The organism is Xanthomonas sp. F4, from assembly GCF_011761895.1.
Genome location: NZ_JAASQX010000001.1, coordinates 1,786,997 through 1,809,097 on the forward strand (window position 1 = coordinate 1,786,997; position 22,101 = coordinate 1,809,097).

General features: G+C 70.5%; 19 protein-coding genes and 1 tRNA gene. 10 read left to right on the top strand and 10 right to left on the bottom strand.

Going from position 1 to position 22,101, the window contains the following annotated elements:
• Nucleotides 1-56: 56 nt before the first annotated feature.
• The 7 genes from FHR66_RS07785 to FHR66_RS07815 all read right to left on the bottom strand — a co-directional run bounded on the left by FHR66_RS07785 (nucleotide 57) and on the right by FHR66_RS07815 (nucleotide 6,021).
• Entirely contained in the window at nucleotides 57-965 is a 909-nt protein-coding gene (locus FHR66_RS07785) for a DMT family transporter (RefSeq protein ID WP_317845435.1), read from the bottom strand.
• A complete protein-coding gene (gene murB / locus FHR66_RS07790; protein ID WP_160968987.1) occupies nucleotides 959-2,002 on the bottom strand; it encodes a UDP-N-acetylmuramate dehydrogenase in 1,044 nt (347 codons plus the stop codon). The genes FHR66_RS07785 and murB overlap by 7 nt, the downstream gene beginning before the upstream one ends.
• Entirely contained in the window at nucleotides 1,999-3,054 is a 1,056-nt protein-coding gene (locus tag FHR66_RS07795) for a quinone-dependent dihydroorotate dehydrogenase (RefSeq protein WP_160968989.1), read from the bottom strand. The genes murB and FHR66_RS07795 overlap by 4 nt, the downstream gene beginning before the upstream one ends.
• Before the next feature lie 8 nt (nucleotides 3,055-3,062).
• Nucleotides 3,063-3,836, bottom strand: a complete 774-nt coding sequence (locus FHR66_RS07800) for a methyltransferase domain-containing protein (RefSeq protein ID WP_160968991.1) — start codon at nucleotides 3,834-3,836, stop codon at nucleotides 3,063-3,065.
• Nucleotides 3,833-4,114, bottom strand: coding sequence for a DUF4190 domain-containing protein (locus FHR66_RS07805; RefSeq protein WP_160968993.1), 282 nt, complete (start codon nucleotides 4,112-4,114; stop codon nucleotides 3,833-3,835). Before FHR66_RS07805 ends, FHR66_RS07800 begins: the two co-directional genes overlap by 4 nt.
• 66 nt (nucleotides 4,115-4,180) lie before the next feature.
• The gene (gene amaB / locus FHR66_RS07810; protein WP_160968995.1) at nucleotides 4,181-5,713 is read right to left on the bottom strand and encodes an L-piperidine-6-carboxylate dehydrogenase; all 1,533 of its coding nucleotides are present in this window, start codon (nucleotides 5,711-5,713) and stop codon (nucleotides 4,181-4,183) included.
• Between the two features lie 231 nt (nucleotides 5,714-5,944).
• Nucleotides 5,945-6,021, bottom strand: a tRNA-Arg gene (locus FHR66_RS07815).
• A 352-nt stretch (nucleotides 6,022-6,373) separates the two neighbouring features.
• Here FHR66_RS07815 and FHR66_RS07820 point away from each other — a divergent pair.
• From FHR66_RS07820 to thrC, 4 genes are all read left to right on the top strand, one after another.
• Nucleotides 6,374-6,712, top strand: a complete 339-nt coding sequence (locus FHR66_RS07820) for a hypothetical protein (RefSeq protein ID WP_237475396.1) — start codon at nucleotides 6,374-6,376, stop codon at nucleotides 6,710-6,712.
• A gap of 476 nt (nucleotides 6,713-7,188) precedes the next feature.
• Nucleotides 7,189-9,711: a bifunctional aspartate kinase/homoserine dehydrogenase I gene (thrA, locus tag FHR66_RS07825; protein ID WP_202394888.1), complete on the top strand. Its 2,523-nt coding sequence runs from the start codon at nucleotides 7,189-7,191 to the stop codon at nucleotides 9,709-9,711.
• A 29-nt stretch (nucleotides 9,712-9,740) separates the two neighbouring features.
• The gene (locus FHR66_RS07830; RefSeq protein ID WP_237475397.1) at nucleotides 9,741-10,676 is read left to right on the top strand and encodes a homoserine kinase; all 936 of its coding nucleotides are present in this window, start codon (nucleotides 9,741-9,743) and stop codon (nucleotides 10,674-10,676) included.
• Between the two features lie 877 nt (nucleotides 10,677-11,553).
• Nucleotides 11,554-12,855 carry a threonine synthase gene (thrC, locus tag FHR66_RS07835; protein ID WP_160968999.1) on the top strand — a complete coding sequence of 434 codons (1,302 nt, stop codon included), beginning with the start codon at nucleotides 11,554-11,556 and terminating at the stop codon, nucleotides 12,853-12,855.
• A gap of 37 nt (nucleotides 12,856-12,892) precedes the next feature.
• Here thrC and FHR66_RS07840 read toward each other — a convergent pair whose 3' ends face one another.
• Nucleotides 12,893-13,207, bottom strand: a complete 315-nt coding sequence (locus FHR66_RS07840; protein WP_160969001.1) for a hypothetical protein — start codon at nucleotides 13,205-13,207, stop codon at nucleotides 12,893-12,895.
• A 299-nt stretch (nucleotides 13,208-13,506) separates the two neighbouring features.
• Nucleotides 13,507-14,262, bottom strand: coding sequence for a Crp/Fnr family transcriptional regulator (locus FHR66_RS07845; protein ID WP_160969003.1), 756 nt, complete (start codon nucleotides 14,260-14,262; stop codon nucleotides 13,507-13,509).
• A gap of 111 nt (nucleotides 14,263-14,373) precedes the next feature.
• Between FHR66_RS07845 and hisS the strand changes: the two genes are divergently transcribed.
• Nucleotides 14,374-15,774, top strand: a complete 1,401-nt coding sequence (gene hisS, locus FHR66_RS07850; protein ID WP_160969005.1) for a histidine--tRNA ligase — start codon at nucleotides 14,374-14,376, stop codon at nucleotides 15,772-15,774.
• A 106-nt stretch (nucleotides 15,775-15,880) separates the two neighbouring features.
• Here the strand turns inward: hisS and FHR66_RS07855 are convergent, their stop codons facing one another.
• A complete protein-coding gene (locus FHR66_RS07855) occupies nucleotides 15,881-17,104 on the bottom strand; it encodes a hypothetical protein (RefSeq protein ID WP_237475398.1) in 1,224 nt (407 codons plus the stop codon).
• 272 nt (nucleotides 17,105-17,376) lie between these two features.
• On the opposite strand from FHR66_RS07855, the gene FHR66_RS07860 reads away from it, so the two are divergent.
• Genes FHR66_RS07860 through hisB form a run of 5 tightly spaced genes read left to right on the top strand, consistent with a single transcriptional unit; the run spans nucleotide 17,377 to nucleotide 22,086 of the window.
• Nucleotides 17,377-17,703, top strand: a complete 327-nt coding sequence (locus FHR66_RS07860) for a YerC/YecD family TrpR-related protein (protein WP_017908286.1) — start codon at nucleotides 17,377-17,379, stop codon at nucleotides 17,701-17,703.
• Nucleotides 17,704-17,712: 9 nt separating this feature from the next.
• Entirely contained in the window at nucleotides 17,713-18,627 is a 915-nt protein-coding gene (gene hisG / locus FHR66_RS07865; RefSeq protein WP_160969007.1) for an ATP phosphoribosyltransferase, read from the top strand.
• Nucleotides 18,624-19,919, top strand: a complete 1,296-nt coding sequence (gene hisD, locus FHR66_RS07870; protein WP_160969009.1) for a histidinol dehydrogenase — start codon at nucleotides 18,624-18,626, stop codon at nucleotides 19,917-19,919. The genes hisG and hisD overlap by 4 nt, the downstream gene beginning before the upstream one ends.
• Nucleotides 19,916-21,016 carry a histidinol-phosphate transaminase gene (gene hisC / locus FHR66_RS07875; RefSeq protein WP_160969011.1) on the top strand — a complete coding sequence of 367 codons (1,101 nt, stop codon included), beginning with the start codon at nucleotides 19,916-19,918 and terminating at the stop codon, nucleotides 21,014-21,016. Before hisD ends, hisC begins: the two co-directional genes overlap by 4 nt.
• A complete protein-coding gene (gene hisB / locus FHR66_RS07880) occupies nucleotides 21,013-22,086 on the top strand; it encodes a bifunctional histidinol-phosphatase/imidazoleglycerol-phosphate dehydratase HisB (protein WP_160969013.1) in 1,074 nt (357 codons plus the stop codon). The genes hisC and hisB overlap by 4 nt, the downstream gene beginning before the upstream one ends.
• The last annotated feature ends 15 nt before the right edge of the window (nucleotides 22,087-22,101 follow it).

Consider the following 22,101-nt stretch of genomic DNA (forward strand, 5'->3'; position numbering starts at 1 on the left):
GCCTGGGTCGGCGATGGCCGCGAAGGCCGGGTGCGTCGCGGCCTCATGCGCGGCATTCAGGCGTCCAGCGTCGGTGGCGTGCCGGTGCCGACGCGCGCCGCACGCCGGGCCAGCACCGCCTCGCGGTGGGCGATGTACGCGTTGGCGCCGAGGATCACCAGCGCGCCCAGCACGGTGCCGCCGTCCGGGGTTTCGTCGAACAGCCACCAGCCGAACAGCGCCACCAGCGGCAGCTGGGTGAAGCTGATCGGGGTCAGCGCGGAGACTTCGCCCAGGCGCAGTGCATGCGTCCACAGCAACTGCCCCAGGGTGCCGAAGAGGCCGGTGGCCAGCAGCCACAGCCATTCGATGCCGTGCGGCCAGCGCCACACGAACAGCGCCGGCAGCAGCGACATCGGCACCCAGAACACGTAGGTGTAGAACACCACCGTGTTGGCGGCGTCCACCCGTGCCAGTTGCTTGATCTGGATCGCGACCAGGGCGCTCATCACCGCCGCCAGCACCGCGACCAGGGTGCCGGGGCTGAACGCGGCAGCGCCGGGGCGCACGATCAGCAGCACCCCGACGAAGCCGCACAGCACCGCCAGCCAGCGCCGCATGCGCACCGTCTCGCCCAGCCACAGCGCGGCGGCCAGGGTCGCGAACAGCGGGGTGGAATAGGACAGGGCCATGGCCTGCGACAGCGGCAGGTGGCCGATCGCCCAGAACCCGGCCAGCATCGACACCAGGCCGATCGCGGTGCGCAGCAGGTAGCGCGGCAGTTGCGCGGTGCGCGGCCACGGCCGCCCCGGGCGCAACAGCATCGGCAGCAGGAACAGCAGTCCGAACAGGTTGCGGAAGAAGGCGATCTGCAGCGTGGACAGCTGCGCCGAGGCCAACCGGATCGCCACCACCATCAGCCCGAAGGCCATCGTACTGGCCAGCATCAGCAGCGCCGCGCGCAGCGGCGTGGGTGCGGCTACCACTGTGCGCCGACGATGCGCGGTTCCGGTTCCAGGACCACGCCGAAGCGCTCGCGCACCGAGGCGGTAATGCGCCGCGCCAGCTCCAGCAGCTCGGCACCGCTGGCCTGGCCGTGGTTGACCAGCACCAGCGCGTGCGCGGCGGACACGCCGGCATCGCCCTCGCGGTAGCCCTTCCAGCCGCAGGCCTCGATCAGCCACGCCGCCGACAGCTTGCGCTGGCTGTCGTCGTCGCCGGGAAACACCGGCAATGCCGGGTGTTCGTGCTGCAGCGCCAGTGCCTGTTCCAGCGGCAGCAGCGGGTTCTTGAAGAAGCTGCCGGCGTTGCCGAGCACGTCCGGATCAGGCAGCTTGCGTCGGCGGATGTTGATCACCGCCTGGGCCACGTCGGGCGCGCCGGGCGTGGCGATGCCCATGGCCTGCAGCTCCTCGCCGATGCCGGCGTAGTCCAGGCGCAGCGCGTGCAGCCGCGGCAGGTTGAACTCCACCGCGGCGATCAGATAACGGTCGGGCTGGCGCTTGAACAGGCTGTCGCGGTAGCCGAACTCGCAGGCGGCCGCATCCAGCCGCACGAAGCGCGCATCGGCGCGGTCGTAGGCCTCGACCACGTGCACGAACTCGCCCATCTGCACGCCGTAGGCGCCGATGTTCTGGATCGGCGCGGCGCCGACCGTGCCCGGGATCAGCGCCAGGTTCTCCAGGCCGGACAACCCTTGCGCCAGCGACCACATCACCAGTTCGTGCCAGCCCACCCCGGCACCGGCGCGGACGATGGCGTAGTCGGCACGGTGTTCGAGGGTGTCGATGCTGCGGTTGGCGAAGCACAGCACCACCCCGGGCGCATCGCCGGCGAACAGCATGTTGCTGCCACTGCCCAGCGGCAGCAGCGCGGCGCCGGCTAGCTCCGGCGCCAGCAGCGCCTCGGGCAGCGCCTCGGGCGCGAAGATCTGCAGCAGCCACGGCGCCTGTGCGGCGACGTGGAAGGTGTTGAGCGCCTGCAGCGGCGCCTGCGCGGTGAGCGACCAGGCCGTCGTGCTCATGGCGCGGCCACGGCGCCGCGGCTGGGCGCTTCACGGCGCCGACGCATCGCTTCCACGCACTCGCCGATCAGTTCCGGCCCGCGGAACACCAGCCCGCTGTAGCACTGCACCAGCGCCGCGCCGGCGGCCATCTTGGCCACCGCGTCGGCACCGGAGAGGATGCCGCCGACGCCGATCAGCGGGACGCTCTCGGGCAGGCGCGCGCGCAAGCGGCGCAGCACCAGGGTGGACTGGCCCAGCAGCGGCGCGCCGGACAGGCCGCCGCTTTCGCCTCCCAGCGGCTCGTGCTCCAGGCCGGGACGGGCGACGGTGGTGTTGGTGGCGATCACCCCGTCCACCTGCAGGTCCGACAGCACCCGTGCCGCCGCATCGATGTCGCTGTCGCTCAGGTCCGGCGCCACCTTGACCAGCATCGGCACGCGCTTGCCGTGACGCGCGGCCAGCGCTTCCTGCGCCTCGCGTAGCCTCGCGATCAACTGCCGCAGCGCCTGTTCCTCCTGCAGCTCGCGCAGGCCGGCGGTGTTGGGCGAGGAGATGTTGACGACGACGTAGTCGGCCAGCGCGTAGACCTTCTCCAGGCAGTGCAGATAGTCGGACGCGGCGTCTTCGTTCGGGGTGTCCTTGTTCTTTCCGATATTGATCCCGAGCAGGCCGCGCCGGCGCCGCGCGCGCTCGACGTTGCGCACCAGCGCATCCACACCCAGGTTGTTGAAGCCCATGCGGTTGATCACCGCTTGCTGCCGCGGCAGGCGGAACATGCGCGGCTGCGGGTTGCCGGCCTGCGCGCGCGGGGTGACGGTGCCGATCTCGACGAAGCCGAAACCCAGTGCCAACAGCGCGTCGATGTGCTCGCCGTTCTTGTCCAGGCCCGCGGCCAGCCCGACCGGGTTGGGGAAATCCAGGCCGAAGGCGCGCGTGGGCATCGGCGCGATCGTGCGCGCCAGCAGCGGATTGGTGCCGGTGCGGTAGGCCAGCTCGATCGCGCGCAGGCCCAGGGCATGCGCGCGCTCGGCGTCGAAGGCGAACAGGAACGGTCGGGCGAGGGAATACATGGCGTGGCTCAGTTCAGCGTCCCGGCGAAGGCGCGGGTGCGGTAATGGAACGCGACGACGCCGTCGCGCTGGTGCCGGTCGAACAGCGCGCGCAACGCCTCCAGCATCGGCGCGTGGCGCGGGTGGCCGGGCAGCGGCGCGTAGGAGGACGACAGCAGGCGTCCGCGCAGCGCCTCGAAATCCATGCGCTGCTCGTTGGAGAACTGCGCGGTGCCGCGCAGGCCGGCGCCGAACCAGCGCTGCATGGTGGCATCGTCGTGGTAGCGCTCGGCCACCGCGCTGTAGTCGGTGCCGTATTCCAGCAGCAACTGCTCGTAGCCCTCCAGGAACGGCGTGGCGTCGAGCAGGCGCGAATTCCAGTACACCAGCGCCAGGCCACCGGGACGCAGCACCCGCGCCCATTCGCGGCGCACCGCCTCCAGGTCGAACCAGTGGAAGGCCTGGGCGGCGCTGATCATATCGACGCTGGCGTCGGCCAGGGTGGTGGCTTCTGCGCTGCCGTCGATGGCGCGGAAGCCCGGCAGGTCGCGCAGCAGCGCCACTGCGGCCTCGCGCATCGCCGCGTTCGGCTCCACCGCCAGGGTCGGGTGCCCGGCCTGCAGGAACAGGCGCGTGGAGATCCCGGTGCCGGCGCCGATGTCGGCGACCAGCGCGTCGCGCGCCACGCCCAGCTCGCCGTGCACCCAGTCGAGCAGGGCCGGCGGATAGCTGGGGCGGTAGCGCACGTAGTCGGCGACGCGGTCGCTGAAGCGCTCGCGTGGCGCGGCGGCGTCCCGGCTCACGACTGGGTGCTGGCGAACCACGCCAGCCCCCCGAAGAACAGCACGAAGGCCAGGACCGCCAGGACCGCCAGCACCACCGCGGTCCAGCCCAGGATCAGTCCGCCGACCGCCAGGCCATCGCCCTGGAAACGGTGCGGCTGGCGACGGATCTCCGCGCGGGCCAGGTGCCCGGTGATGATCGCGCCGAGGCTGCCCAGCACCGGCATCAGGGTCCAGCCGAGGATCCCGGCGACCAGGCTGACCACCGCGAGGGAATTGGTTTCGCGCACCTGACTCATCGCTGTCGCTCCTTGCAGAAGGAAAGGAGCGGCGGCCGCAGGGTGCGGGCCGCCGCGCTCACCGCGTCACAGATCGAACTTGATGCCCTGCGCCAGCGGCAGCGAGTCGGAGTAGTTGATCGTGTTGGTCTGCCGGCGCATGTACACCTTCCACGCATCCGAGCCGGACTCGCGGCCGCCGCCGGTGTCCTTCTCGCCGCCGAAGGCGCCGCCGATCTCGGCGCCGGAGGTGCCGATGTTGACGTTGGCGATGCCGCAGTCGCTACCGGCCGCGGACAGGAACTTCTCCGCCGCCTTCAGGTTCTGGGTGAAGATCGACGAGGACAGGCCCTGCGGCACGCCGTTCTGCATGTCGATGGCCTCGTCCAGTGTGCTGTACTTCATCACGTACAGGATCGGCGCGAAGGTCTCGTGCTGGACGACCTCGTCGCTGTTCTTCAGGCCGGTGACGATGGCCGGCAGCACGAAGTTGCCCGGACGGTCTATCGCGGTGCCACCGGTCTCGACGGTGCCGCCGGCGGCCTTGGCCTTGGCGATCGAGTCCAGGAACTGCTCGACCGCGCCGCGGCTGTTCAGCGGGCCCATCAGGTTGGCCGGGTCGGTGGGATCGCCGATCTTGCCTTCGACCTGCTTGTAGGCCTTGACCAGCGTCGCCAGCACGTTGTCGTAGATCGATTCGTGCACGATCAGCCGGCGCGTGGTGGTGCAGCGCTGGCCGGCGGTGCCGACCGCGCCGAACACGATGCCGGGCACCGCCAGCTTCAGGTCGGCGCTCTCGTCGAGAATGATCGCGTTGTTGCCGCCCAGCTCCAGCAGGCAGCGGCCCAGGCGGCGCGCGCACTTCTCGGCGACGACACGGCCGACCTGGGTGGAGCCGGTGAAGCTGATCAGCGGGATGCGGGTGTCCTCGACCAGGCGCTCGGACAGGGCCACGCCGGCGTCGTTGATCAGGAAGAAGATGTCCGGGAAGCCGGCGTCGCGCAGCGCGTCGTTGCAGATCTTCATCGACGCGATCGCGGTCAGCGGGGTCTTGTTGGACGGCTTCCAGATGCAGATGTCGCCGCAGATCGCCGCCAGGAACGCATTCCAGCTCCACACCGCGACCGGGAAGTTGAACGCGCTGATGATGCCGACCAGGCCCAGCGGCTGGTACTGCTCGTACATGCGGTGGCCGGGGCGCTCCGAATGCAGGGTGTAGCCGTACAGCATGCGGCTCTGGCCGACCGCGAAATCGGCGATGTCGATCATCTCCTGCACTTCGCCGTCGCCTTCCGGCTTGCTCTTGCCCATTTCCAGCGCGACCAGCGAACCCAGCGCGTCCTTGTGCTTGCGCAGCGCTTCGCCGCACAGCCGCACCGCTTCGCCGCGGCGCGGCGCCGGGGTGGTGCGCCAGACCTTGAACGCGGCCTGGGCGCGGGCGATCACCGTTTCGTAGTCCTGCTCGGTGGTGGCCTGGACGTCGGCGATGACGTCGTTGTTCGACGGATTGAGCGGCTGCAGCACGCCGGCGCCGGTGGCGCTGGACCACTCGCCGTTGCCGAGATAGGTGCCGGAGTTGGTGGCGGCGAGGCCGAGCGCCTTGAGCAGGTCAGCGGACATGGAATCTCCTGGGTTCGTTGCGACAGGGAAGGCGACCGCAGGCGGGGGACGCGGGACGCGCAGCCGGCAATTTTAGCAGACCGGACGCAGCCGGCCGCCGTCGCCGGCCTGGAGCGGCTGGCGAGCGCAAAAACGCACAGGTATCGCGCCGCGCGGCGACTGCGGGGCTTGCATCGGCAAGCGAGGAGAAGGCCGATGGCGCCATGGCGGTCACAGCCGGCATGAACGAAATGGTGACCCCGGCGCGATTCGAACGCACGACCTGTCCCTTAGGAGGGGACCGCTCTATCCAGCTGAGCTACGGGGCCATTGGCCTGCCGGGGGATTCTACGACGCTGAATCGCGCGTTGTCGCCCCGGTTTGCAATAACGTCGTCTACACCTTGTGCCGACGCGGCCTGAGCATCGCCCTGGGTAGGCTGGGTACGTCGGCCACTGCGGCTGCGCGGCCAGTCGCGCTGCGATTCCGCGCTGTCTGCAGCGGCGACGAACGACGATGACGGAATCGCATCCGCCGCGTCCGCTACAAGCGTCCCGTTCGCGCTACCGCGGCGAGACGATCGCCGCCGCGCATCGGCGGTCCTGGTCGCCATGGCGTGACCGCCGGAGGTTCCGGCGAGCACGCGGCGACTTCCCCACCTATGCGAAGCAGGAGTGACTCATGAAGACAGCAATGAAGATGGTCCTGGTCGGTTCGATGCTGGCCGCCCTGGCAGCGTGCAAGCGCGATGGCGACCACCCGGCCACCGACCCCAACGCGGCCAATCCGCCGGCAGCGGCCGACGGCAGCCCGGCAGGCGGCAGCACCGCGCCGGCAGGCAGCACCAGCGGCGACGCCAGCGGCACCGCGACCGGGACCGACACCGGGCAGGGCACCATGCAGGGCCAGGACGCGTCGCAGGGCACGTCGCCGACCTCGCCGACCACCCCACAGGACCCGGCCAATCCGGATCCGCAGCAGCCGACGCAGACGCCGCCGGCCGACCAGAAGCAGCAGTAAGGCTTGCGCAAGCGCGCGGCGCCACAAGCGTCGCGCGCTTGGTCGCGGAGTCTTTTGGTCTACGTCGCGCGCGGCGTTTTTTCGTGCAGGGGCAAGTATCGCAAGCCGGCGCAACGCCGGGTTTGTCAGCGTTTGGCGATAGTCACTTTTGCAACCGTCTCGTTCGACCAGCAGGTCGATGCTGCAGGTCGATGCTGCAGGTGCACACACGGCGCTTGACAGCACCCCGACGCATGATGTCCTCTTGCGTTCATGCCTCAGGTTCTCGCCCTCACCGCCATCTCGCTTCCGCGTTCGCTTCGGCACGCGGCCGCCGTTGCCGCGGGCATTACCACCGGTATTACCACCCTCACCATTCGCCCGGTGCGGTCCGTCGTCTTCGCCTGATTGTCGAACACCACGGCCCCGCACCCGGATCAGGATGCGGGGGACTCCCTCGGCCTGATGCGAGCGGGGCCTCCACTCCGAGGTCTCCCATGTCGCCCGCCGTCGCTCCCGCTGTCGCCGCTTCGCCTGATTCCCCCGTAGATCCCGCGCTCGCCGCCGCCACCGTCGTGCACAAGTTCGGCGGCACCTCGGTGGCCGACGCCGAACGCTATCGCCATGTGGCGCAACTGCTGCTGGCGCGCCCGGAACGCCTCCAGGTCACCGTGGTCTCGGCGATGAAGGGCATCACCGATGCCTTGATCGGCCTGGCCGAGCTGGCCGCGCACGGCCACGGCGACTGGCGCGAGCGCTGGCACGAGACCCGCGCCCGTCATCGCGCCGCGGCGGTGGCCTTGCTCGGCGAACATGCCGGCGCCACGGTGGAATGGCTGGACGCGCGCTTCGAGCACCTGGCCGAAATCCTCGCTGCGCTGGCGGTGATCGGCGAGTTGCCGCGGGAAGTGCTGGACCGCGTGCAGGGGCTAGGCGAGGTGTATTCGGCGCAATTGCTGGGCGACCATCTGCGGGCGCTGGGCGAGGACTGCGCCGTGCTCGATGCGCGCGAGGTGCTGGTGGTCGATCGTGGCGAACTGGGTGTGGATGTGGACTGGGCCGCCAGCGCGCAGCGGTTGGCGCAGTGGCGTGCGCAGCACCCGCAGCAGCGCATCGTGGTCACCGGCTTCGTCGCCCGCGACCGCGCCGGCCGCATCACCACCCTCGGCCGCAACGGCAGCGACTATTCCGGCGCGATCTTCGCCGCGCTGTTCGACGCCGCCGAACTGCACATCTGGACCGACGTCGACGGCGTGCTCTCGGCCGACCCGCGGGTGGTGCCCGAAGCGGTGCAGCTGGAGACGCTCAGCTACGACGAAGCCTGCGAACTGGCCTATTTCGGCGCCAAGGTGGTGCACCCGCAGACGATGTCGCCGGCGATCGAGCGCGGCCTGCCGATCATCATCCGCAACACCTTCCAGCCCGAGCATCCGGGCACCCGCATCACCGCCAGCAGCGCCACCAGCGGCCCGATCAAGGGGCTGACCCTGAGCCCGGACCTGGCCGTGCTCAACCTCGAAGGCACCGGACTGATCGGCGTGCCCGGCACTGCCGAGCGCGTGTTCGCCGCGCTGCGCAACGCGCGCGTGTCGGTGGTGATGATCTCGCAAGGCTCGTCCGAACATTCCATCTGCTGCGTGGTGCGGCAGAACGAGTCCGAGCGCGCCCGCGACGCGCTGCTCTCGGCCTTCGCCCACGAACTGGTGGTGGGCCAGGTGCAGCGCGTGCAGCTGACCACCGGCATCAGCGTGCTGGCCGCGGTCGGCGACGGCATGGCCGGGCAGCCCGGCGTGGCCGCGCGCCTGTTCGAGTCGCTGGGCCGCGCCCAGGTCAACATCCTGGCGATCGCGCAGGGCTCGTCCGAGCGCAACATCTCGGTGGCCATCGACAGCGCACACGCGACCAAGGCGCTGCGCGCCGCGCATGCCGGCTTCTGGCTGTCGCCGCAGACCTTCTCGGTCGGCGTGATCGGGCCGGGCAACGTCGGCGCGGCGCTGCTGGACCAATTGCGTGCCGCGCAGCCGCAACTGCTGGCCAAGGCCAACCTCGACCTGCGCCTGCGCGCCATCGCCTCGCGCAGCACCATGCGGCTGGAGCCGCGTGCCTTCGCCGGCGACTGGCGGCAGGCGTTGGCCGCCGGTCAGCAGCCGACGGATCTGGACGCGTTCACCGCACACCTGCTGTCGGCGCATCTGCCGCATGCGGTGATCATCGACTGCAGCGGCAGTGCCGACGTCGCCGACCGCTACGCCGGCTGGCTGGCGGCCGGCATCCACGTGGTGACCCCGAACAAACAGGCCGGCGCCGGTCCGCTGCCGCGCTTCCACGCCATCCGCGCCGCGGCCGCCGCCAGCGGCGCGCGCTTCCGCTACGAGGCCACGGTCGGTGCCGGGCTGCCGGTGATCACCACCTTGCGCGACCTGGTCGATACCGGCGATGCCGTCACCGCCATCGAAGGCATCTTCTCCGGCACCCTGGCCTGGCTGTTCAACAAATACGACGGCAGCGTGCCGTTCGCGCAACTGGTGGCCGAGGCGCGCGGCATGGGCTACACCGAACCGGATCCGCGCGACGACCTGTCCGGCACCGACGTGGCGCGCAAGCTGGTGATCCTGGCGCGCGAGGCCGGGCACGAACTGAGTCTGGAGGACGTGGCGGTGGAGAGCCTGGTGCCGGAAGCGCTGCGCCAGGCCAGCGTGAACGATTTCATGGCGCGCCTGCACGAGGTCGACGACGCCTTCGCCCAGCGCCTGCAGGCGGCCAAGGCGCGCGGCTGCGTGCTGCGCTACGTGGCGCGGCTGGCGCCGGGCCATGCGCCCAGCGTGGGCCTGGTGGAGCTGCCGGCCGACCATGCCTTCGCCAACCTGCGCCTGACCGACAACGTGGTGCAGTTCACCACCCGCCGCTACTGCGCCAATCCGCTGGTGGTGCAGGGGCCGGGCGCCGGCCCGGAAGTGACCGCCGCCGGCGTGTTCGCCGACCTGCTGCGGGTGGCGGCGGGCGAGGGCGCGCGGCTGTGAGCCGGATGCAGACGCTGCCGACAAGCGCCATGGGTACGGCCGCGCTGCCGGTGCAGGCACGCGCGTTCGCGCCGGCCTCGGTGGCCAACGTGGCGGTGGGCTTCGATTTGCTCGGCTACGCGGTGGAAGGCGTCGGCGACACGGTGACGGTGCGCCGCATCGATGCGCCCGAGGTCCGCATCACCGCGATCCGCGGCACCACGGTCGCCTTGCCGCTGGAGCCCGCACGCAACACCGCCGGTGCGGCCCTGATGTCGCTGCGCGAGGCGTTGGCGCTGCCATTTGGTTTCGAACTGGAGATCGACAAGGGCATCCCGCTCAGCTCCGGCATGGGCGGCTCGGCCGCCTCGTGCGTGGCTGCACTGGTGGCGGCCAATGCCTTGCTCGAGGCGCCGCTGTCGCGCGATCAGTTGTATCGCTATGCGCTGGACGGCGAGGCGGTGGCCAGCGGCAGCCGCCATGGCGACAACCTCGGTCCGATGTTGCTCGGCGGGCTGGTGCTGTCGACCCTGGAGCGGCTGGTGCCGGTACCGGTGCCGACTGGCTGGCACAGCTTGCTGGTGCATCCGGACGCGACGCTGGAGACGCGCCATGCGCGCGCGGCGTTGGCCGGGGAGTACCGGCTCGGCGAGTTCGTGGCGCAGAGCGCGAACCTGGCCTTGGTGCTGGCGGGTTGTCATGCCGGCGACGAGGCGCTGGTACGCGCCGGCTTGCGCGATGTGCTGATCGAGCCACGGCGCGCGCCGTTGATCGTCGGTTTCGACGCGGCCAAGGCGGCGGCGCTGGCGGCTGGGGCGATGGGCGCGGGCATTTCCGGTGCCGGCCCGAGCGTGTTCGCCTGGTTCGCCACCCGCGCCGAGGCCGAGGCCGCGGCGCCGGCGGTCCAGGCTGCTTTCGCGGATGCCGGCTTCGGCAGCCAGCATTGGGTGTCGCCGCTGCAGTGTCCGGGCGCGACGTTGCTGTAGCCGAGCGTTGGCGCGGCGCGTTGACGCCTTTGTTGCTGCCGCTACTGCCGCTGCCGATATTGTTGCTGTTGCTGTTGCTGATGCTGTTGCCGATTTTGCTTTTGCTGTCGCAGTAGCTGTTGTCGTTGCTCTTGCTCTGGTTGTTGCTCTTGTTGTTGCTGTTGCCGTACCGGGGGTTCCCTTCCGAAGCGGCGGCCATCGCGGGGAAAAACCCGAAGGGCGGCGCACAGGGACGTGCGCCGTTCGCGGCAGGGGCAGGATGCCCCTTCCGCGAATCCCCGTGATGGACGCGGACCCGGAGCGCGTTAGCGCGGAGGGCGCGAGGCAGGGCGCGCTTTCTTTTGGTTACCTTTTCTTTGCGCGAGCAAAGAAAAGTAACTCGCCGCAAGGCGAAAGCTGTTGCTGTTGCTTGATTTTTGCGTGTGGCGGACGAGCGGAGCTTGTAGGAGCGGCTTCAGCCGCGACCTGGGCGATGGGCGAAGCGCCTGTCGCGGCTGAAGCCGCTCCTGCATGGGTCTTAAAGCAACAACAAGAGCAACAGCTTTCGCCTGGCGGCGAGTCACTTTTCTTTGCTTGTGCAAAGAAAAGTAACCAAAAGAAAGCACACCCCGCAGCGCGCCCTCCGCGCTACGCGCTCCGGGTCCGCAGCCACGACGGGCATTTTTCGACGGCACATCCATGTGCCGGCGAAAAACGACGCGCATCCTGCGCGTCGCCCTTCGGGTATTCGCCCGCCGCGGCTGCCGCGCCGAGGGGACCCCGGGTGAAGCAGAAGCGCAACAGCCAAAGCAACAGCAACAGCAACAGCAACAGCTAGAGCAACAGCCAAAGCCGAGAATGCCAGTGCGACCGAAATTCCCCTGCCACCGGAACCACCATGAACTTCATCTCCACCCGTAACGCCGCACCCCCCGTCTCACTCAGCCAGGCCATCGCCGCCGGCCTCGCCCCCGATGGCGGCCTGTACGTGCCCGAGCGCATGCCCGCCGCCCGCGACCTGCGCGCCGGCGCCAGCCTCGCCGAGACCGCCGCGGACCTGCTGGCGCCGTTCTTCGACGGCGACGCCCTGGCCACGGAACTGCCGGCCATCTGCGCCGAGGCCTTCGACTTCGATGCGCCGCTGCAGCCGCTGGCCACGCCCGGCGACCATGCATTGGAGCTGTTCCATGGCCCGACCGCCGCCTTCAAGGATTTCGGCGCGCGCTTCCTGGCCGCCTGCCTGACCCGGCTGCGGCGGGGGGCGGCGACACCGCTGACCATCCTCGTCGCCACCTCCGGCGACACCGGCGCCGCGGTCGCGGCCGCGTTCCATCGCCAGCCCGGGCTGCGCGTGGTGGTGCTGTATCCGGACGGGCGCGTGTCGCCGCGCCAGGCGCACCAACTCGGCTGCTTCGGCGACAACATCCAGGCGCTGCGCGTAGCCGGCACCTTCGATGACTGCCAGGCCCTGGTCAAGCAGGCGCTGAACGACGCCGACCTGCAGGCGCAGGCGCCGTTGAGTTCGGCCAACAGCATCAGCCTGGGGCGCTTGCTGCCGCAGATGAGCTACTACGCGCACGCAGCGCTGCAGCACCATGCCGCGCATGCGCAACCGCTGAACCTGGTGGTGCCCACTGGCAATCTCGGCAATGCGCTGGCGGCGATCCTGGCGCGTGCGCTGGGCGTGCCGCTGGGCCGGATCGTGCTGGCCACCAACGCCAACCGCGTGCTGCCGGACTTCTTCGCCGGCGCCGACTACACGCCGCAGCCCAGCGTGGCGACCGTCGCCAATGCCATGGACGTGGGTGCCCCGAGCAACGTCGAGCGCCTGCGCTGGCTGTACCAGGGCGACGACGCCACCCTGCGCACCCAATTCCAGGCGTACTCGGTGGACGATGCGCAGATCCGCCAGACCATCGGCGAGCGTTTCCGCCGCTATGGCGAGGTGCATTGCCCGCACACCGCCACCGCGCTGCACGTGCTGCAGCAACTGCGCGCCGAGGGTGCGGAAGCCGATGCCGGCGACTGGGCGGTGGCGGCCACCGCACATCCGGCCAAGTTCGAAGGCGTGGTGGAGCCGTTGATCGGGCAGCCGGTGCCGGTGCCGCCGGCATTGGCGGCGCTGCTGCAGCGGCCGGCACAGGCCGAGCCGATCGCGCCGGACTACGCGGCCTTGCGCGCGCGTCTGCTCGCCGGTTGAGCACTGCGCGGGCGGTGGCGCCCGCGCGCCTGGCGGCTCAGTCGGACGGCTGCAGCCGCTGCCAGGCGGCCAGGACAATCCCGCGCACCTGCAGCCAGTCCAGGCGCGAGCGCGGGTGGTCGCGCAGGAACACGTCGCGCAGTTGCGCGACCACGTCCTCCACGCGCTGGCCGTGGTACTTGAGGTAGGCGTCGTAGGCCAGCTTCAGTGCCGGCTCGTAGTCATGGAAGGTGTAACCGGGCTGATGGAAGGTGCTGTGCACGAAGTGCATCTTCCAGAACGCCAGTTCGCGCTCGCGGTCCAGCATCACGCAGGCGCGCGAGGCGTGTTGCATCTCGATGGCGACGGCCATGTTGGCCCTCCGAGTGGTCCCCCCCACCGGCACCGCGGCGACGCCGCAGGTGTGTTGCGCGCGCAGTCTATGCCGGTCGGGCCGCGATGCGGCGAAGACCAGCTGAAGCGTTCAGGGGTGGCGTGGCGTTGGGGTTGCCCGCCACCGCACAGGCCATCCGTTGCCGGCCAGCCGGCGCGGCGAGGTTGTCCACACGCAGTGTGGAACGTTGCCCTGGAATCCTGTGGATAAGTGGCCGGGCGCCGCGTGGCGTCAGCGCCTGGCGCGACGTGGCGAAAAAATCGCCGCAGCGATCCGGCTCAGGCTTCGTCCGAGGCCAGCCGGTGCAGCGCGGCGAAGTCGCGGATCTCCACCACGTGCAGTTGCGGCAGCGCGATCAGGCCCTGCTGACGCAGCTTGGTGAAGGTACGGCTGACCGTTTCCATGGTCAGGCCGAGATGGTCGGCGATGTCGCCGCGGCCCATCGGCAGCACCACCTTGTTGCCGGCATCGCCTTGGCGCGCCGCGCGCGCGGCCAGCTTGAGCAGGAAGTCGGCCAGCTTCTCGGCCGGCTGCAGCCGCGCCAGCGACAGCGCCGCGTCCTGCGCCGCGTCCAGTTCCAGGCAGGCGCGCTGCAGCAACTTGCGCTCCAGGTGCGGGAACTGGGTGCGCAACTGCTGCATCTGCGCCACCGACACCCGGCACACCCGGCTGTCGGCGATCGCTTCGATGTCGTGGCGGTGCCTGGCCGATTCGCTCAGGCCGACGTAGTCGCCCGGTAGGACGAAACCGGCGACCTGGCGGCGCCCGTCGGCGAGGGTGCGGACCAGGCGCAGCGCGCCGGCGGTGACGGTATAGACGGCCTGCCGCGCCTCGCCGGTGCGCGCGATGGTGGCGCCGGTGGGATAGGTCAGCGACGTGGTGACCCGTTCCAGCGCCTGCACCTCGTCGCAGGCCAGCGCCGAGCAGATCGCCAGGTGGCGGACCGCGCAATGCAGGCACTCGTTGCCGTGCGGCGCACGCGCGGCGGCCGGTTCGGCGTAGGGCAGGGCGAATCCGGAAGGAGGCCGGTTCATGGGCGTGGCAGCGGCGTCGTCACCAGGGAATGATACGCCGATGCGGCCGGGCGTGGCCGGTGCGGCTAGAATTGGCGTCCCGCTCGCCCCCGAATCGCAGGAGTTCCGCACGTGATCAAGCCCCGTACGCCGCCCGGCATCATGGAATTGCTGCCACGCGAGCAGATCGCGTTTCAGCGCATGCTGGACGTCATCCGCCGCAATTACGAGCGGTTCGGGTTCCTGCCGGTGGAGACGCCGGTGTTCGAGCTGTCCGACGTGCTGCTGACCAAGTCCGGCGGCGAGACCGAGCGCCAGGTGTACTTCGTGCAGTCCACCGGTGCGCTGGCCAATGCCGCGGCCGAGGGCGGCGAGGGCGGGCTGCCTGAGCTGGCGTTGCGCTTCGACCTGACCGTGCCGCTGGCCCGCTACGTGGCCGAGCACGAGCACGAGTTGAGCTTCCCGTTCCGCCGCTACCAGATGCAGCGCGTGTACCGCGGCGAACGCGCTCAGCGCGGCCGCTTCCGCGAGTTCTACCAGTGCGACATCGACGTGATCGGCAAGGACGCGCTGAGCATCCGCTACGACGCCGAGGTGCTGGCGGTGATCCACGCGGTGTTCGCCGAACTGGGCATTGGCGATTTCGCCGTGCAGTTGAACAACCGCAAGCTGATGCGCGGCTTCTTCGAGAGCCTGGGCGTGGCCGAGGGCGAGCGCCAGCTCGCGGTGCTGCGCGAGGTCGACAAGCTGGACAAGCGCGGCGCCGACTACGTGCGCGAGACGCTGGCCGGCGAGGGCTTCGGCATTCCTGCCGAGCAGGTGCAGCGCATCCTCGACTTCGTCGCGGTGCGCTCCAGCGGACATGACGATGCGCTGGCACGGCTGCAGGCACTGGAGGCCGATGCGGCGTCCAGCACGATCCTGCGCGAGGGCGTGGCCGAGCTGCGCGAGGTGCTGGCCCTGGTCAAGGCGCTCGGCGTGCCGGAAACCGCGTACTGCCTGAATTTCTCCATCGCCCGCGGCCTGGACTACTACACCGGCACCGTCTACGAGACGCTGCTGACCGACTACCCGCAGATCGGCTCGATCTGCTCGGGCGGCCGCTACGAGGACCTGGCCAGCCACTACAGCAAGTCCAAGCTGCCCGGCGTGGGGATCTCCATCGGCCTGACCCGGCTGTTCTGGCAGCTGCGCGAGGCCGGGTTGATCGATGGCATCGCCTCCAGCAGCGTGCAGGCGATGGTGGCGCTGATGGACGAGGCCAAGCTGGACGACGCGCTGGACATCGCGCGGCGGCTGCGCGTCGGCGGCATCAACACCGAAGTGCAGATGGAGCCGAAGAAGATCGGCAAGCAGTTCCAGTACGCGGCCCGTGCCGGCATCCGCTTCGTGGTGCTGGCCGGCGACGACGAGCTGGCGCGCGGCGTGGTCGCGGTCAAGGACCTGCTGCGCGAGCAGCAGTTCGAGATCGCCCGCGACGAACTGGCCAGCACGCTGTTGGTGGAACTGGAGCAGGCCAAGGTCATGGCCTGAGCCGGTCGCGGCGGCCGGAGACGGCCGCCACGCCGTAAAGGATTTCGTAGGAGCGGCTTCAGCCGCGACGCATCACCGGGAACGCCTGTCGCGGCTGAAGCCGCTCCTACAGCAGGCCCGCATCCTGCAGCATCGCCTTCAGTGCTCTGCGCTGCGCGCCATCCTCCGCCGGCCACCCCTGCAATTGCGCGACGACCTTGCCGTCGCGCACCAGGAAGAACGTCGGCATGCGCCATTCGCGTGGCAGCAGCCGCCATTCCTCGACGTCGTAGAGCGGGTGCAGCGGCGTCTGCGGCTGCGCGCGGTTCCAGGCGCGCAACGCGTCCATGTCCTCGCTGACGGGCGGTAGTGACAGCCATAGCGCGTGGTCGCGGAACGCCGGCCCCAGCTCGGGATCGGCGGCGATGGCGCGTGCGGCGTCGGCCGCGAAATGGCAGCCGGCGCTGACCAGGATCCGGGTTGGCCGCAGATCGATCCGCTGCCGGCGCAGGGTGCGGCCATCGGCGTCCAGCGACCACAGCGTCGGGCCCTGCGCCGCCGCGCCCAGGCGGTCGTCGAAGCGCTGCCAGCGCGGCCAGTCGGCGCTGCCGCCATCGGCCAGCACACGTCGCGCGTCCTCCGCGCGATGCGCCAGCAGCAGCGCGTTGCCGGCGGCATCCACCTGCGTCGCACTGGCCTGGCCGCGGCGCCGCAACTGCGCCAGTACCTGCAGTTGCGCGTCGAGCCCTGCCGCGGTGGGGCGCAGCGCGTAGGTGGCGACGACGGCCCGATACAGCAGGTCCAGCGCGGTATCGTCCAGCTGTGCGATGGCGGCGCGATCGAAGATCTCGGGCAGGGCGCTGCGCAACGCGGGCCACGGATCGCGCTCGCTGTGGCGCAGGCCGTCCAGATTCCGGTGATAGCGGTTGTAACGGCGCTCCAGGTCGCCGATCCGGGCAGCGGGATCGCTGACGCGCGGCTGCGTTGCCCAGTGCGGCAAGGTTTCGGCATAACGCTCGACGCCGAACAGCGCCAGCAATGCGCGACCCTGTTCGCGGGTCAGTTGCGGCAGGTCCTGCGTATCGAATCCACCCAGGCCGTTGCGGCCGAACACCAGGCCGTCGAGGAAGCGTTCGCGGGCGCCGGGCGTGAGCGCATCCAGTGGCGTGCGCTGGCCGGCGTGGGCGCGCAGGTAGGCCTCGAGCTGGGCGCTGGAGCGGATCGGGAGCCCCGCCGTGGCAAGCGCGGTGTCGCCGCTTGTCGCCACTTGGGCGGGTGGTGCCGGAGGCGGCTGCGCCAGTGCGTGCGTCGCCAGGCACAGCGTAAGACTGGCAAGACATGCGTAGCGCATGCGGCGCTCCTGGGGCGGTGGTCGTTGCCGATCCTAGCGGCCGCCGGTCGGTCCTTCCACATGCGGAAGGCGCCATCTTCCACAGTGCTTAGGGGCTGAGCGCGTCTGGGCAGGGCATCCAAGCATCCAGCGGGCACGCCGAAATCGCCGTTGCTGGTGATGCCGGCACCGGCGCGATGGGTGTAGTCGCTGCGGATGGTCACGGCTGAACGGCAGGCCGGCGCGACCCGCGAAAACTTGACCTTGTAATAGCGTGCTATTACATTAGCGCAATGAAACAACGTCCCGTCCCCGCAGAAGACCGCGACAGCGATGCCTCGTTCAAGGCGTTGGCGCGCACCCTGGCCCAGCTCGGCAAGCCGCAGGAAGTGGCGGCGTTCCTGCAGGACCTGTGCACGCCGGCCGAGCTGGAGGCGATGGCGGACCGCTGGCGGGTGGTGCCGCTGCTGCTCAAGGGCGTGCCGTACCGCGAGATCCACGACCTGACCCAGGTCAGCGTCACCACCATCGGCCGTGTCGCACGGACCCTGGAATACGGCGCCGGCGGCTATGCCGCGGCGCTGCGCCGGCAGACGGCGCGCCCCTCCGATTCCCACTGAGATGTCCTGATGAGTGCTTCCCTGGCAGCACCGGCCCGCGACCGGCTGCGTATCGCGATCCAGAAGAGTGGCCGCCTGGCCGAGCCGGCCCGTGCGGTGCTGGCGGCCTGCGGGTTGAGCTGGCGCGAGAGCCGCGACAAGCTGTTCTGCTACGGCGAATCGTTGCCGGTGGACCTGCTGCTGGTGCGCGATGACGACATTCCCGGCCTGATCGCCGATGGCGTGTGCGACTTCGGCATCGTCGGCCGCAACGAACTGGAAGAGCAGGCCGGCGAGCGCCGCCGCAACGGCCTGCCCGAGGCCTACCGCGCCCTGCGCGGACTCAACTTCGGGCAGTGCCGGCTGATGCTGGCGGTGCCCGAGAACTGGGAATGGAGCGGGCCGCAGCAGGTGCAGGGGCTGCGCATCGCCACCAGCTATCCGGCGGTGCTGGCCGACTGGCTGGACGCGCGTGGCATTGCCGCGCAGGTGGTGGAACTGTCGGGCTCGGTGGAGATCGCGCCGCGCCTGGGCACCGCCGACCTGATCTGCGATCTGGTTTCCAGCGGCGCCACCCTGGCCGCCAATCAGCTCAAGCCGGTGGAGACGCTGCTGGAGAGCGAGGCGGTGCTGGCCGGGCCGGTGCGCGAACCGGCCGACGCTCGCGCCGGCCTGGCGGCGATGCTGCTGCGCCGGCTCGACGGCGTGCTCAAGCTGCGCGACAGCAAACTGCTGATGTTCCGCGCCGCGCGCGAGCGCGTCGCCGACCTGGCGCGGCTGCTGCCCGATGCCGAACCGCTGGTGCAACTGCCTGGCGACGCCGATGGCCCGCTGCAGTTGCAGACCATGTGCCACGGCGCGATCACCTGGCAGCGCATGGAGGAACTGGAGCGCGCAGGCGCGCAGGGGTTGATGGTGTTGACGGTGGAGCGGTCGCTGGCATGAATCGATTGGAATGGAGCGCGCTCGACGCGCAGGAGCAGACGCTGGCGCTGACCCGGCCGGTGCAGCGCGTGGCCGAGCAGACCCGCAGCGCGGTGACGCAGGTGCTGGATGCCGTGCGCAGCCGCGGTGACGTGGCGCTGCGCGAGCTCACCGCGCGTTTCGATGGCGTGGTGCTGGAGACCTTCGAGGTCAGCGCCAGCGAGTTCGCCGCCGCCGAGGCGGCGGTGCCGGCACCGCTGCGCGCGGCGATGGCTGAGGCGGCGGCGCGGATCGACACCTTCCACCGCGCCGGCATGGCGCAGCCGTATGCGGTCGAGACCGCGCCGGGCGTGGTCTGCGAGCGCGTGGTGCGGGCGATCGGCCGGGTGGGTCTGTACGTGCCGGCCGGCAGCGCACCGCTGCCGTCCACCGCGCTGATGCTGTGCGTGCCGGCGGCGCTGGCCGGCTGTCGCGAAGTGGTGCTGTGCACGCCGCCGCGTGCCGACGGCTCGGCCGATCCGGCGGTGCTGGTCGCGGCGACGCTGTGCGGGGTGGACCGGGTGTTCAAGCTCGGCGGCGCCCAGGCGATCGCGGCCATGGGCTTCGGCACCGAGACCGTGCCGTCCTGCGACAAGTTGTTCGGCCCCGGCAACAGCTACGTCACCGAGGCCAAACAGCAGGTCGCCCAGGCCGGCGCGGCGGCGATCGACATGCCGGCTGGTCCGTCCGAGGTGCTGGTGATCGCCGACGCTGGCGCCAATGCCGCCTTCGTCGCCGCCGACCTGTTGTCGCAGGCCGAGCACGGCCCGGATTCGCAGGTGCTGTTGCTGTCCGACAGCGTCGCATTGATCGAGGCGGTCGAGAACGAACTGGAGCGGCAGCTGGCGACGCTGCCGCGTGCGGCGATTGCCCGGCAGGCGCTGGCCGCGTCGCGGCTGATCCGTGTCGACACGCTGGACGACGCGTTCGCCATCAGCAACCGCTATGCGCCGGAACACCTGATCCTGGCGCTGCGCGCGCCGCGCGACTGGCTGCAGCGGGTCGAGGCCGCCGGCTCGGTGTTCCTAGGCGACTACACCCCGGAGGCGCTGGGCGATTACTGCAGCGGCACCAACCACGTGCTGCCGACCAGCGGCGCCGCGCGCGCCTACAGCGGCGTGAGCGTGGCCAGCTTCCAGAATTTCGTCAGCGTGCAGAGCGCCAGCGCCGACGGCATCGCCACGATCGGCGGCTGCGCGGTGTTGATGGCCCGGGCCGAAGGCCTGGACGCGCACGCCAACGCGGTGGCGTTGCGCATGGAGACGGCGGCATGAGCGCGACCTCCGACACGCGCGCCGTGCTGGCGCTGGTACGCCCGGACCTGCGCGATTTCGCCGGCTACTCCTCCGCACGCAGCAGCGCGCTGCAGGGCGAGGTCTGGCTCAATGCCAACGAATCGGCCTGGGCCAACGCCGCCGATGGCGACGCCGGCAATCGCCGTTATCCGGATCCGCAACCACCGGCGCTGCGCGCGGCGCTGGCCGCGCTGTACGCCTGCGTCCCGGAACAACTGCTGCTCGGCCGCGGCAGCGACGAGGCCATCGACCTGCTGCTGCGCGCCCTGTGCGAGCCGGGACGCGATGCCATCGTCATCACCCCACCGGTGTTCGGCATGTACGCGGTGTGCGCGCGGCTGCAGAACGCACGCGTGGTCGAGGTCCCGCTGCGCGACACGGCCGACGGTCTGCTCACCGACGTGGACGCGGTGGTGGACGCCGCATTGAGCCAGATGGCCAAGCTGGTGTTCCTGTGCTCGCCGGGCAACCCCGGCGGCGCGGCGATCGCCGTGGCCGACATCGCCCGTGCCGCCGAGCGCCTGCACGGGCGGGCGGTGCTGGTGGTGGACGAAGCCTATGGCGAGTTTTCCGACGAAGCCTCGGCGACCGGCCTGCTGGCGCGCCACCCCAATCTGGCGGTATTGCGCACGCTGTCCAAGGCGCATGCGCTGGCGGCGGCGCGGATCGGCTGCGTGATCGCCGATCCGGCGCTGATCGCGGTGCTGCGGCGCTGCCAGGCGCCGTATCCGATTCCGGCGCCGTGCACGCAGCTGGCGCTGGCTGCGTTGCAGCCCGAACCGTTGCGGCAGACCGCCGCACGGGTGCAGGAAGTACGCGCCGAACGCACGCGCATGCAGGCGGCGCTGGCGGTGTTGCCGGGCGTGCGCCAGGTGTATCCGTCGCAGGGCAATTTCCTGCTGCTGCGCTTCGACGACGCCGAGGGCGCGTTCCAGGCGCTGCTGGCGGCCGGGGTGGTGGTGCGCGACCAGCGCGCCGCGCCGGGCCTGGGCGATGCGCTGCGCATCACTCTGGGCACGCCGGCGCAGAACCAGCGCGTGCTCGGCGCCTTGCAGGCGTGGAGGGCGGCGGCATGACTCCGATCCTGTTCGTGGACCGCGACGGCACTCTGATCGAGGAGCCGGCCGATTTCCAGATCGACGCCTACGAGAAGCTGCGCTTCGTGCAGGGCGTGATCCCGGCGATGCTCAAGCTGCGCGATGCCGGCTACCAGTTCGTCATCGTCACCAACCAGGATGGCCTCGGCAGCGAGGCCTATCCGCAGGCCGCCTTCGACGGCCCCAACGACCTGATGCTGCAGATCTTCGCCAGCCAGGGCATCGTGTTCCGCGAGGTGCTGGTCGACCGCAGCTGGCCGGCCGACAACGCGCCCACGCGCAAGCCCGGCATCGGTCTGATGCTGCCGTACCTGCAGGACCGCAGCATCGACTGGGCGCGCTCGGCCATGGTCGGCGACCGGGTCACCGACATTCAGTTCGCCGAGAACCTGCGCATCCGCGGTTTCCAGTTGCGCACCGCGCAGTTCGGCGGCGAGTGGGACTGGGCCGGCATCGCCCATGAACTGGCCGATGCGCCGCGCCGCGCACGGGTGCAGCGCGACACCAAGGAAACCCGCATCGCGGTCGAGATCGACCTGGACCTGGCGCGCGATCCGCACTGCGCCACCGGCCTGCCGTTCTTCGACCACATGCTCGAGCAGATCGGCAAGCACGGCGGCTTCGCCCTGGACGTGCGCGCCGAGGGCGACCTGCACATCGACGAACACCACACCATCGAGGACACCGGCCTGGCGCTGGGGCAGGCGTTGCGCCAGGCGCTGGGCGACAAGCGCGGCATCGGCCGCTACGGCTTCACCCTGCCGATGGACGAGACCCTGGCCAGCGCCGCGCTGGATTTCAGCGGGCGGCCGTACTTCGTGTTCGAAGGCGAGTTCAAGCGCGAGCGGGTCGGCGACATGCCGACCGAGCTGGTGCCGCACTTCTTCCGCTCGCTGTGCGATGCGGCCGGGCTGAACCTGCACCTGAGCGTGCGTGGCGACAACGACCACCACAAGGTCGAGGCCTGCTTCAAGGCGCTGGCGCGTGCCCTGCGCCAGGCGCTGCGCCGCGAAGGTGCGGCCTTGCCCTCCACCAAGGGCGTGCTGTGATGCGCGCGACTGCTG